This window comes from Streptomyces sp. NPDC020801 (genome assembly GCF_044334385.1).
Lineage (GTDB): Bacteria > Actinomycetota > Actinomycetes > Streptomycetales > Streptomycetaceae > Streptomyces.
This window is the reverse complement of the sequence record NZ_JBIRST010000024.1, coordinates 1-12,696: the sequence shown is the minus strand read 5'-3', so window position 1 is coordinate 12,696 and position 12,696 is coordinate 1. Positions and strand designations below refer to the sequence as shown.

9 protein-coding genes are annotated in these 12,696 nt (G+C 69.1%); 7 read left to right on the top strand and 2 right to left on the bottom strand.

Annotation, left to right across the window (positions count from 1 at the left end):
• Window positions 1-61: 61 nt before the first annotated feature.
• Both ACH4UM_RS34510 and ACH4UM_RS34505 read right to left on the bottom strand, forming a co-directional pair.
• On the bottom strand, window positions 62-841 hold the full coding sequence (locus ACH4UM_RS34510; RefSeq protein ID WP_398188244.1) for a class II aldolase/adducin family protein: 780 nt from the start codon (window positions 839-841) through the stop codon (window positions 62-64).
• Window positions 842-1,008: 167 nt separating this feature from the next.
• Window positions 1,009-2,628, bottom strand: coding sequence for a helix-turn-helix domain-containing protein (locus ACH4UM_RS34505; protein ID WP_398188241.1), 1,620 nt, complete (start codon window positions 2,626-2,628; stop codon window positions 1,009-1,011).
• A 273-nt stretch (window positions 2,629-2,901) separates the two neighbouring features.
• Between ACH4UM_RS34505 and ACH4UM_RS34500 the strand changes: the two genes are divergently transcribed.
• The 7 genes from ACH4UM_RS34500 (at window position 2,902) to ACH4UM_RS34470 (ending at window position 12,545) form a co-directional block, all read left to right on the top strand.
• The gene (locus ACH4UM_RS34500) at window positions 2,902-3,906 is read left to right on the top strand and encodes a ketopantoate reductase family protein (RefSeq protein WP_398188238.1); all 1,005 of its coding nucleotides are present in this window, start codon (window positions 2,902-2,904) and stop codon (window positions 3,904-3,906) included.
• Between the two features lie 11 nt (window positions 3,907-3,917).
• Window positions 3,918-5,366: a fumarylacetoacetate hydrolase family protein gene (locus ACH4UM_RS34495; protein WP_398188235.1), complete on the top strand. Its 1,449-nt coding sequence runs from the start codon at window positions 3,918-3,920 to the stop codon at window positions 5,364-5,366.
• Complete coding sequence (gene dapA / locus ACH4UM_RS34490; RefSeq protein WP_398188232.1) at window positions 5,363-6,289, top strand: 4-hydroxy-tetrahydrodipicolinate synthase; 927 nt, start codon at window positions 5,363-5,365, stop codon at window positions 6,287-6,289. The genes ACH4UM_RS34495 and dapA overlap by 4 nt, the downstream gene beginning before the upstream one ends.
• A 3-nt stretch (window positions 6,290-6,292) precedes the next feature.
• Window positions 6,293-7,774, top strand: a complete 1,482-nt coding sequence (hpaE, locus tag ACH4UM_RS34485; RefSeq protein WP_398188229.1) for a 5-carboxymethyl-2-hydroxymuconate semialdehyde dehydrogenase — start codon at window positions 6,293-6,295, stop codon at window positions 7,772-7,774.
• Window positions 7,771-8,781 (top strand): 3,4-dihydroxyphenylacetate 2,3-dioxygenase, encoded by a 1,011-nt coding sequence (hpaD, locus tag ACH4UM_RS34480; protein WP_398188226.1) that lies wholly within the window; start codon window positions 7,771-7,773, stop codon window positions 8,779-8,781. The genes hpaE and hpaD overlap by 4 nt, the downstream gene beginning before the upstream one ends.
• A 426-nt stretch (window positions 8,782-9,207) precedes the next feature.
• Window positions 9,208-10,161: a LysR family transcriptional regulator gene (locus tag ACH4UM_RS34475; RefSeq protein WP_398188223.1), complete on the top strand. Its 954-nt coding sequence runs from the start codon at window positions 9,208-9,210 to the stop codon at window positions 10,159-10,161.
• Window positions 10,162-11,105: 944 nt separating this feature from the next.
• On the top strand, window positions 11,106-12,545 hold the full coding sequence (locus tag ACH4UM_RS34470) for a uracil-xanthine permease family protein (protein ID WP_398188220.1): 1,440 nt from the start codon (window positions 11,106-11,108) through the stop codon (window positions 12,543-12,545).
• Window positions 12,546-12,696: the final 151 nt, after the last annotated feature.

Here is a 12,696-nt window from a genome sequence, read left to right as displayed (position 1 = left end):
GGTGTGCATGGGGGACGGGGGCGTCGGTCGAGCCCGTGGTGGTCCGCGACTGCGGGAGGTGTCAGACGGCGTAGCCGGGGTCGATGCGGTCGATCTCACGGCGCAGTGCGTCGAACAGAGACCTGCCGGCCTGGGTACGGTCACCCATCTGGAAGGACTCCCGTGTCGAGCGGATGGCCGCCACCCGGCTGACCGCGGTCAGCGGCTGCCCGGACGACTGGGCGGCCAACTGGATCTCGCACGCCCGTTGCAGGGTCCAAAGGGTGGCGAACGCGGCAGGCACGGTCGAGCCCAGTGCCAGCAGGCCGTGGTTGCGCAGGATCATCAGGTTGCGTTCGCCGAGGTTGGCCACCAGCCGGGGCTTTTCGTCGGGGTCGACGGTGACGCCCTCGAAGTCGTGGTACGCGACCATGTCATGCAGTTGGGCGGCGTAGAAGTTGTCCGGGTCCAGCCCGTTTCGCAGACACGCGACCCCGGTGCCCGCGGTGGTGTGGGTGTGCATGACGCAGTGGGCGTCGGGCCGGTTGGCGTGGATCACCGAATGGATCAGCAGTCCCGCCTCGTTGATGGGCCAGTCGGATTCCGACAAGACGTTGCCGTCAAGGTCGATCTTCACCAGGTTCGAGGCGGTGACCTCGCGGTACATCAGTCCGAACGGGTTGATCAGCAGGTGTCCATCCTCACCGGGAACCCGCACGGTGATGTGGTTGAAGATCATCTCCACCCATCCCAGGTGGTCGAAGATCCGGTAGCAGGCGGCCAGTTCGAGCCGCGCATGCCACTCCGCTTCGCTCATGTGCGCCGGCTTGGCCGAGCTCGTCGGGACGTCCAGAACGGTCACCGTTGTACTCCTCGAGTGCTTCATGGGCATCGCCGCTATCGCGAGTTGCCCGGTCTGCAGGAGCATGAGCGCAGGACAGCTCGAGAACCAATGTCGAGGCCGACAGCGAATGCCGCCACCCTGTGTCGCATGCGACAGTCATGCGCACACAGAACGGCGTCGGAGCATCAGCTGGTGACTTGTCCCGGGGCAGGCTCGCTCAGAGCACTCAGCTCCAGAGTGAGTATCAGACGTCGTGCCGGGTCCGCGAGCGACACCCCGAAGAGCTGCTCGGCCCGGCGGAGCCTGAGCCGCAGTGTGTTCTGGTGGACGTGCAACTCCGCACTGGCCGCAGCGACATCACCGAAGTGCCGCAGGTATGTGAGCAGCGTGGCGCTGTATGCGGTGGCGTTCTCGGCGTCGTGCGCCCGCAGGCGTTCCGCGACGCCGGTGCGCAATGCGGCATCGCACCGCACGGCCTCGAGCAATCGGCGCAGCACCAGCTCCGGCCGCATGTCCTCGGCTCGGTACGCGCCGGCGGCTGCGCGATGCTCCCGCAGATGGTCGAGTGCGGCGTCCACATCGCGGCGGGCGGCGAGCAGATCAGGCGGCGTGGGAACAGCCGGGGAAAGGACCGCGGTGAATGACCGGCGCAGGCTGTGTCTGGCCCGGTCCAGAAGATGGTCCACCAGGGACTCGGCGGACACTGAACCCGAACCAGACGTCGGCAGCAGCAGGTAGAGGCGCTCGTCAATCAGTGCCGCAGCCGGTTCGTATCCGAAGGAGCCTCCGTCGAGGACGGCCAGGTCCAGCATGCGCATCAACGCGGCGCGGCGCCGGGCTTCGGTGCCCGGTTCCACGGGCTTCTTGGGCACCCGTTGCGGCGCGACTTCGGCCAGGCCGATCAGTACGGCGGGAAGACGGACCCCGTCCGACGGGTTCTGCTGCCCTGTGCGGCCCTCCAGTGCGGCACGCAGCGCGTGGTCACGGCTGTCCTGCTCGGCGTCGACCTGGCGCCGTAGCGCCAACATGTGCAGCGCGGCGATGCGGGCGGCCTCCTGCAGGGTGGGCCCGCAGTCGGGGACGGTGGCTTCGTCGCCGAACGCGACCCACAGCGAGCCGAGCACGTCCTCGCCCGCTCTGATCACCACGGCCATGCGGGGCAGGTCTCCGGGGCGGTGCTGGCGCGTGACGGTGTCGCTGGTCCACACCTGGCGATCGAGGTGATCCGCCAGCGCATCGTCCGGGACACGCCTGCCGAGGATGCCACGCCTGCGGGTCTCGTCGATGGGCTGGTCGGGCAGGTTGGAGTAGGCGACCAGCATCTGCTGCGTATCCATGATCGCCACGGCGCCGCCGACGATGCCCGCGACCGCGTTGGCCAGGGAGAACAGGTCACCACCGGTCAGTGGCCCGCCGGGGCCGGCGTCCGGCGCGCCGGCGGCGAGCATGGTGGTGACCAGGCGCTGGACGCGTGTCCACGGGACTTGCGGATTGACACCCAGCACCGGCACCCCGGCCGCGCGGACCAGCGCGACCAACTCGGGCGGCGTGGGAGTCGCGCATTTGACGGCGAGTGCGCACGAGCTCTTCGCCGCCGTCCGCAGGGCGGCGCCCACCGCGTCACGGTTCGCGATCTCCAGGCCCACCCCGAGCAGCAGGTGTCCGGGCTGAGCGACCTGGAGTGCCTCGGGGCAGTCCAGCAGCTCCACGCCGCGGACGGCATGTTCCCCGTCGCCCTCGGACAGTACCGTGACCACCCCGTCCCGCAGGGCGTCGACAAGTTGAACGAGCGGAAACCCGGTCACAGAGGACCTCTTTTTCACAGTGATGTCGGCATCGACATCGATGAGTGCTGCCAAGTGTAGGGATCGACATTGTCGTAGACGGCAGGGGATCGCATGCTCACTGCGGACGGCCACACCGGCCGGCACACGCATGGCTCATCGAGAAGGAGGTGCGACGGTCTTGACGCGATCGCTTGTCACCGCACCCGTCAATCCCGCAGCCCGACAGACCACGTCCGGCACCGAGCGGCCGATGCCGCTCGAGCTGTCAGCCTGTCGGCGGAGCTGAGAACCGTGGTAGATCGGATCACCATCGTGGGACCGGGCGCCGTCGGTGCCACTCTCGCCGGGGCGTTCGCCGCGTCGGGCGCCGAGATCTCCCTGCTCGGCCGGGCCGGACCACACCTCGACGCCATCGCGGAGAACGGGCTCTGGCTGCGTGACGCGGCCACCGGCACAGCCGTCCGGCACCACCTGCCCACTGCACACGATGCCGCGCGGCTTCCGATCCCGGAGCTGGCCGTCGTGTGCGTCAAGAGCCAGCACCTGCTGTCTGCGGCCCGGAGTATCCGGTCATGGATCGACCAGGGTGTGGACCTGCTCGTCGTTGCCAACGGAGTGCCGTGGTGGCTGCTGTCCACAGTGGAGAACACCGACGGTGACGCGATCCTGCACACTGTCGATCCCGACGGGGAGCTGCTGCAACTGCTGCCCGCGCCACGGGTGATGTCCGGTGTCGCGCACTTCAGCAGCACCCTCGACACGGCAGGGCAGGTCACTCACATCAGCGGCACCAGGCTGCTCGTCGGCGATCCGACCGGCGGGACATCGGGCCGCGTCACGCGGTGCGCCGCAGCCCTGTCCGCGGGCTGTGTCCGCGCGGAGCCCAGCGCGGATATCCGCCGGGACATCTGGGAGAAGCTCCTGGGCAACGTCAACCTCAATCCCGTCAGCGCGCTGACGGGCGCCACCGTCCTGGAGATCCTCGACGATCCGGACGTGCGGTGTACCTGCGTCGCCATGTTCGACGAGACGGCGGCCGTCGGAGCGGCACTGGGCATCCCCACCTCGATGACCGCCGACAACCGGCTCGACATCGCCGGGCAGCTGGGAGCCTTCCGTACGTCCATGCTGCAGGACGCCGACCGAGGCCGCCCACTGGAGCTCGACGCCATCGTCGGCGCTGTCTGCGAACTGGCACGCCGCACGGGAGTCCCCTCCCCGTCACTCGACACCGTGCAAGGACTGCTCGCCCTCCGCGAACGCGTCCGCCACAGCTGCGTGCCATCCGCCAGGTGAAGGAGACACCCTTGCCGCACCCGCTGGGGAATCCCCCCTCGAAGATCGTTGCCGTTCACCTCAACTTCCCCAGCCGGGCCAAGGAACGGGGCCGCACCCCTGCCCAGCCCTCCTATTTCCTCAAGCCGCCCTCGTCACTGGCCGGCACACAGGAACCGATCATCCGGCCGCGTGGCTGCGAACTCATGGGATTCGAAGGCGAAATCGCGCTCGTCATCGGTACCCGCGCCCGCAGGGTGCGACCGGAGGACGGCTGGCGGCACGTGCGGTGGGTGACCGCCGCCAACGACGCCGGTGTGTACGACCTGCGCCACGCCGACCGAGGGTCCAACCTGCGGTCCAAAGGGGCGGACGGCTTCACCCCGCTCGGCCCGCGCCTGTTGCACGCGAAGCAACTCGATCCCAGCGCTCTGCAGCTGCGGACCTGGGTCAACGGCGAGCTGGTCCAGGACGACACCACCGACACACTGCTGTTCCCGTTCGGCGACCTGATCGCGGATCTGTCCCGGCTGGTCACACTCGAGCCGGGTGACGTCATCCTGACCGGCACCCCGGCGGGTGCCTCGGTGGTCGTGCCGGGCGATGTGGTGGAAGTGGAGGTCAGCTCGGGTCGGCTGAGCACCGGGGTACTGCGCAATCCGATCACAGCGGCCGGCCACGACCTGGAACCGTGGGGTGCACAGCCCAGGTCGGACCAGGCGGAAGAGGCCTCGGCCTACGGGTCCGCGTACGTGCCCGGGCCGCTGCTGCACTCGGGTGTCGCCGACGGTCTGCGCTCGGTGGCCGTCGCGACGATCAGCGCACAGCTGCGCAAGCGCGGTCTGCCGCACATGTCCGTGGACGGAGTCCACCCGGCCACGCCCGGCACCCGCATGGTGGGCGTCGCGCACACCCTGCGCTATCTGCCGCTGCGCGAGGACCTGTTCCAGAAGTACGGCGGCGGCATGAACGCCCAGAAACGGGCGATCGAGGAACTCCAGCCCGGACACGTCCTGGTGATGGACGCGCGGCAGGACGCGTCAGCCGGAACCCTGGGGGACATCCTCGCTCTGCGTGCGCAACAGCGGGGCGCGGCCGCAGTCGTGACCGACGGAGGTCTGCGGGACAGCGTGGCCGTCGCCGCCCTCGGGCTGCCGGTGTTCCACGCCGGAGCTCACCCTTCGGTGCTCGGCCGCCGCCATGTCCCCTGGGACACCGGCGTGCCGATCGCCTGCGGCGGGGCGCTGGTGCAGCCCGGCGACGTACTGGTCGGTGACGACGACGGCGTGGTGGTCGTGCCGCCCGACCTCGTCTCCGAGCTGATCGCCGACTGCCGGGAGCAGGAGCGACAGGAACGGTTCATCACCGAGCAGGTGCGGGCCGGGGCAGGCGTCGACGGCCTCTACCCGCTCGGGCCGGCATGGCGAAAGCAGTACCGCACCTGGTGCGTCAAGAACACCATCCAAGGAGAACAAGCGTGAAGTACCGCAGTCACCCGTACACCATCCGCGGCTCGATCGCTCCGGTCGTCACGCCCTTCACCGCCGACGGCGCCGTGGACCACGACAGCCTGGCGGGCCTCATCCGCTTCCAGCTGGAATCCGGATCACACGGCATCTCGCTGGGCGGCTCCACCGGTGAGCCCTCCGCCCAGACCGCCGCCGAGCGCATCGGCGCGATCCGCACCGCCGCCCGGGAGATCGACGACCGGGTGCCGTTCGTGCCCGGAACCGGCTCGGCCAAGCTCGACGAAACGCTGGAGATCACGGCCGCCGCCCGGGATCTGGGCGCGGACGCGGCCCTGGTCATCACTCCCTACTACGCCCGGCCCACCCAGGAAGCGCTCTACCAGTGGTACGCCACGGTCGCCCGGGAGTTCCCCGATCTGCCGATCGTCGCGTACAACGTGCCCTCCCGGACCGCGGTGGACATCGACCCGGAAACGGTCAAGCGGCTGTTCTCCGACTTCGACAACTTCGTCGGCGTGAAGGAGACCACCAAGGACTTTGAGCACTTCTCCCGCATCCTGCACGCCTGCGGACGCTCGCTCCTGGTGTGGTCCGGCATCGAGCTGCTGTGCCTGCCGCTGCTGGCCCTGGGCGGCGCCGGCTTCGTCTCCGCGGTGGCCAACCTGGCGCCGAGCGCGGTGGCGCGGATGTACGAGCTGTGGGAGGCGGGCGACTTCGACGCGGCACGCGATCTGCACTACCGGCTCCACCCGCTGGTGGACCTGCTGTTCGTCGAGACCAACCCGGCCCCCGCCAAGTGGGTGCTCGCCCAGCAGGGCCGCATCGCCTCCGCCCACGTCCGCCCGCCGCTGACCACGCCCACCGATGCGGGCCTGGCCAAGATCCGCGCGCTGCTCTCCGAGGGCGGCGACCTCACCCAGCAGATCGGAGGCTGACCCATGACGATCGACAACCTGCCGTCCGTCATCCAGCACTGGATCGGCGGAGAACTCCTCGACAGCGCCGAGGGCCGTACCTTCCCCGTGGCCGATCCGGTGTCCAACAACCCCTATGCCAAGGCCGCAGCCGGCGGTGCGGCCGATGTCGACCGGGCCGTGGCCGCCGCCCAGGCCGCCTTCCCTGCCTGGTCGGCACTCAGCAACCGCGAACGGGCCGACGTCCTCAGCAGGATCGCGGACGCCGTCGAGGCCCGCCACGAGCAGCTCGCCGCATTCGAGTCGTACGACACCGGACTGCCCATCACTCAGGCCCGCGGTCAGGCACGCCGCGCCGCAGAGAACTTCCGCTACTTCGCCGACGTCATCGTCGCTCTGGGCGAGGAGGCGTTCCGGCAGGGCACCGAGCAGTTCAGCTACGTGGTCCGCACCCCGGTCGGTGTCGCCGGCCTGATCACCCCCTGGAACACCCCCTTCATGCTGGAAAGCTGGAAGCTGGCCCCGGCGCTCGCCTCGGGTTGCACGCTGGTTCTCAAGCCCGCCGAATGGACGCCCCTGTCGGCAAGCCTGTGGCCGGAGATCTTCACCGAGGCACGCGTTCCCGCCGGGGTCGTCAACATCGTGCACGGCATGGGTGAGGAGGCCGGACAAGCCCTCGTCGACCACCCGGACGTACCGCTGATCTCCTTCACCGGCTCCACTGACACCGGCCGCCACATCATCCGCTCCTCCGCCGAGCACCTGAAGACCACCTCGATGGAGCTCGGCGGCAAGTCCCCGGTCGTCGTCTTCGCCGACGCCGACCTCGAAGCAGCCTTGGACTCTGTCGTGTTCGGGGTGTTCTCACTCAACGGAGAGCGGTGCACGGCCGGTTCGCGGGTGCTTGTCGAGCGGCCGCTGTACGAGGAGTTCACCCGCCGCCTCGCCGAGCGAGCCGCGGACGTCCGCGTGGGACTTCCGTCCGACCCCGCCACCGAGGTCGGCGCACTCGTCCACCCGGAACACTACGAACGTGTCCTGAGCTACGTCGAGATCGGCAAGAAGGAGGCCCGTCTCGTCGCGGGCGGTGCCCGCCCCGCCCATCTCACGGACGGCAACTACCTGCAGCCCACGGTCTTCGCCGACGTCGAGCGCGACGCCCGTGTCTTCCAGGAGGAGATCTTCGGTCCCGTCGTCGCCGTTGCGCCCTTCGACGACGAGGCCGAGGCCATCGAGCTGGCCAACGCCACCCGGTACGGGCTGGCCGCCTACATCTGGACCTCGAACCTCAAGCGCGGCCACCGTATCGCCCACGCAGTCGAGTCCGGGATGATCTGGATCAACTCGCACAACGTCCGCGACCTGCGCACCCCCTTCGGCGGAGTCAAGGCCTCCGGCGTCGGCCGGGAAGGCGGCGCCCACTCCATCGACTTCTACACCGAGTCCAAGATCGTCCACGTCGCCCTCGGTGACGTCCACACGCCCCGCTTCGGAGTTGTCTCGTGACCACCGCTCACCCCGACGCCCCCGACGTCATCCGTTCCGCCTACGCCCAGCTCGCTGTCACCGACCTCTCCAAGGCCCGCTGGTTCTGGGTCGACATGCTCGGCTTCCATGTCCAGTACGAGACCCCCGACTCGCTCTACCTGCGCGGCACCGACGAACTCACCCACCACTGCCTGGTGTTGCGCCGCGGCGAGCTCGCCGCCCTCGATCACATCGCCTACCGGGTGCGCACCCCCGACGACGTGGACAAGGCGGAGAAGTACTTCACCGCGCTCGGCCGCCCCGTCCGGCGCGTTGCGAAGGGACAGGGCACCCACGGCGTCGGTGACGCCGTCCGTGTCATCGACCCGCTCGGCTTCCCCGTCGAGTTCTTCCACGAAGTCGAGCAGGCCGAACGGCTGATCCAGCGCTACGACCTGCGTCACGGCGCCGAGGTCGCCCGCCTGGACCACTTCAACATCTGCACCCCGGACATCCCCGCCGCCTACGACCACTACACATCCCTCGGCTTCGGCTGCTCCGAGACCATCGAGGGCGACGAACACGAGCTGTACGCCGCATGGATGTACCGCAAGCAGACCGTCCACGACGTCGCCTTCACCGGCGGCGCGGGCCCCCGACTGCACCACCTCGGCATCGCCACCCACGAGTCCCACCACGTCCTGCGCTGCGCCGACATCTTCGGATCGCTCCGCAAGGAGCACCACATCGAACGCGGACCCGGCCGGCACGGCGTCTCCAACGCGTTCTACCTCTACCTGCGCGATCCTGACGGCCACCGCGTGGAGATCTACACCTCCGACTACTACACCGGGGACCCCGACCACGAGACCTACCGCTGGAACGTCCACGACGACCGCCGCCGCGACTTCTGGGGCAACGCCGTCATCGAATCCTGGTACAAGGAGGCCACCCCCGTCCTCGACCTCGACGGACACCCGCAACCCGTCACCTCCGCCCTGCTCGACGAATCCGCCGTCGCGGTGGGCGCGGACGGCCTCGGCTGAGCCGGACCCCACTGATCGACGCACCGGCTTTCGTGCGCGATCCAGAAGGTGAAGGTCCCAGCAGGCACACAACGAGTCGGGAGCCTACGATCGGCTCCCGAAGGAGGCCAGGATTGAGCAGTCGGACAACGGGGTCGTCGGCAACGCGAATCCTCCCGCGCCGTCCCCGTGGTATTGGAGACCGTCCAGCCGAGCTCCCGCAGGTCGCGGGTGATCCTCGTGGTCCCGTAGGTGTTGCCCGAGGCGGCGAACAATCGTGTGATCTCCGTGTCCAGCCGCTCTTGCCGCTGTTCGCGGGAGGCGGGTGCATGGTTGATCCACTTGTAGCACCGGGACTGCTCTGCGGTGCCGTTTCGACACATCATGACTGGGCGCCAGGACTGTTGCCGCCCGCGCCCGTGCGGTACGCCCTCCTGGGAGCGTCGTATGCGCCTTGAGTACCACCACCTCAAGATCGTGGTGCAGGTAGCCGAGGCGGGCAGCATTCGGGCGGCCGCGGCCGCCCTGCGCGTCTCCCAGCCCGCCTTGAGCATGCGAGTGCGCCGCATCGAGCAGATGGTGGGGGCTCCCCTCTTCGACCGTCACAGTGACGGTGTGGTGCCGACGGACCTCGGGGAGTACGTCATCGCCCGTGCCCGCCGACTTGTCGTCGGGTTCGACGAACTGCGCGCGGAGGTGGAACAGCTCACCGCCTTTGACCCGGCAACAGTGCGTATCGCGGCACCGGCGACGGTTCTCCCCCTCATCGTCGCCGACCTGCGAAGACGTGTTCCGGGGGCCTCGGTGCACAGCATCGCCGAGCGCTACCACGCCTCCCTGATCGACGCCGTGGTGTCCGGCAATCTTGCGTTCGCAGTCACTCAAGGGCCCTTCGGAGCAGATCTGGCGCTTCCCGGCATGGTCGGCTCCGCACGGCTGTTGCGAGAGCCGGTCTTCGTGGGCCTCCACCCCGACCATCCGATGACCACCAGCCCCGAGGTCGAGCTGGCCGACCTGGCCGGGGAGAACTGGATCCTCCCCCGGCCCGACGGCTCGGAACTCCATCGTTGGTTCCAGAAGGCCTGCGATGCGGCGGGCTTCGTGCCGAAGATCAGCCATCTGACAACCGACTCCTGCCACGCGGTGGCGCTCGTCTCCTCGGGGGAGGGGGTGGCGGGCTTCTATCCGGCCGAGCACAGCGGAATCGTGCTGAAGCCCCTGGTGGGCAATCCGCTCAGTCGCGAACTCGTGCTGATCTGGCGGGCTGACCATCAACTCGCCCCTCAGCTGCCGGGCCTGCGTGAGAGCGTACGAGCGGCGTACTGTGAACGCCTGCGAAGCAGCCCGATGACAGCGCAGTGGTGGCGCCACAGCGGTAAGGCTTTCGTCATGGCGACATGAAGTGACGTGACACCTGACGACCGGTTTCCGTACCGGTCGCAGGGTCGAGCCGGATTGCGGACGGTCGGGCCCACAGGGCCCGCCGACCGGAGAGACAACACGACCGGCTGCAGGCCGCGCGGGTCCGCAACGCAGACGGGGCGGGCTGCACTGCCGTCCTGCCCGACGGGCGGCTCGTCGGCCCGAGGCTCGGTGATCGTGTTCGATCGGGCTCCGGACCCGCACACGCTGTGTTGCCGGTGAGCTGCCGTACGCCATCGGAAATGCGGCGACGCCGGCAGCGACGGACCGAGGTCCGCCGCTGCCGGCGTCGCGATGGGGCCGTCAGGCGTGGGTCGGCGCGCGTTCGACGCAGTGCTCGGGTCGTGGAATCGGCCGGTGATCGCGAAGACGTGGTCGGACCTGTGGATGTTGGCGAACAGCGGCCGGCCGCGTGACGGACGGTGCCACGATATGGGGCTCTCCGCTACGGGCGCTGCCTGACGGCATCACCACTGCGGCCTTGATGTCCTGGGCGCCGATTTCACCGTGGATTCGGCGGTGGCCCCAGGAGTCGTTTCCGCGGGCCAGGCGCAGACCCAATGCGTCGGACACTGCGACTGGTGGGTGGGTGTCCCGATCTCGGTGAACAGGTCGTCTGTGTCGTCGGCTGAGCAGGTCGCGGTGGCAGCGTGGCCCGTGTCCGGGCCGTGCGCCTGGCCGGCGCCCCCGCCTGCACTACCAGGAACGAGATCCGCCCTGCATGGCGTGAGGCACGGCATGGGTGACATTCGACAACGGTTTGTGCAGCGCTCTGTCAATTGTTTCCCATGCCCACGACCATGAGCCATCCATACCGTGCCTGCATCTTCGGCGGGCGCCGCGGCCAATCGCGTGTCGTGAGCCTTGGATCGAGATGGTCACGTCACCGAGGGCATCGCCCCTGGACACGGAAGGCGGCTTCTATGGCACTCGGCATGAGCTGGAAACTCCACGGGGACGGCAGAACGCCCCCACCCGGCGAGGTGGTTCGCCCGGACGAACGCCTCTCCTGGGGTCGAACCGTGGGCCTGGGGGCCCAGCACGTGGTCGCGATGTTCGGTGCGACGTTCGTCTTCCCCGTGGTGATGGGGCTGGACCCCAACCTCGCGATCATGATGTCGGGCGTCGCCACCGTCATCTTCCTGCTGATCGTGCAGGGAAGGATCCCGAGTTATCTGGGGACCAGCGCGGCCTTCGTCGGCGCGGTGGGGACGATCCGTGCCTCGGGCGGCAGCAGTGCCACGGTCACCGGCGCGATACTGGTCGCCGGAGCGGTGCTGACCGCCGTGGGCGTGGCAATCCACCTGGTGGGCGCGCGGCTGGTGAACCGGGTGCTGCCGCCGGTGGTGACCGGCGCGGTCGTGATGCTGATCGGTTTCAATCTGGCGCCGGTGGTGGCCCAGATATATTGGCCGCAGGACCAGTGGGTGGCGCTGCTGACGATGGTGGCCGTGGTGTCGATGACGGTACTGTTGCGCGGGTTCTGGTCCCGTATAGCCGTCTTCTTGGGCCTCGTCTTCGGCTACTTGCTTTCCTGGGTGCTGGACCGGACCATGGGCAAGATCACCTCGGTGCCGGCGGGCAGCCTGGACGGCAGGGCGATCCCGCATTTCCGGGTGAACTTCGACGGCGTGCACCACGCCGACTGGTTCGGGCTGCCGAGCATGCACGCCCCCGACTTCAAGACCTCGGCCATATTGGTGGCGCTCCCCGCGGTCATCGCACTTGTCGCCGAGAACGCCGGACATGTCAAGGCGGTTTCGGAGATGACCGGGACCGACCTCGACGGCAGCCTCGGCCGAGCCATCGCCGCGGACGGACTGGGCACGGTCATCGCCAGCTCGGTCGGCGGATCGCCCACGACGACGTACGCCGAGAACATCGGCGTCATGGCGGCCACCCGGGTCTACTCCACGGCCGCCTATTTCGTGGCGGCCGGTGTGGCCGTCCTGTTCGGCCTGTGCCCCAAGTTCGGCGCGCTCGTGGCGGCGACCCCGGGCGGAGTGCTCGGCGGGATCACCGTCGTCCTGTACGGCATGATCGGCCTGCTGGGCGCGAAGATCTGGATCGAGAACAAGGTCGACTTCGCCCGACCGCAGAACCTGGTACCGGTGGCCGCCGGACTCGTCATCGGCATCGGCGGAGTGGCCGTGAAGGTCTCGAACGACTTCACCATCGGTGGCATCGCTCTCGGCACGATCGTGTCGGTCGTCGGATACCACGCCCTGCGCCTGGCGGCCCCCGCCCACCAGGGCGACGGCGTGAGCGGGGAAGTGGCAGGGGACGCGGCGCAGCGCCAGGAGGACCGCGGTGGACCACTGCCTTCCGAGGCCGCCGCGGTGAGTCCAGGCAACCTGCAGTAGGCCGCTTCTCTCCGGTGGTGGGGGGGGGGGGCCCGCCCCGCCCCCCCCCCCCCCGGGGCCCCCCCCGCCCCCCCCCCGGGAGCAAGAGGGGGGGCCCCCCCGCAGACGAGGGGGATGAAAACACAACCCCCCCCCGCCCACGCCCCGGGCC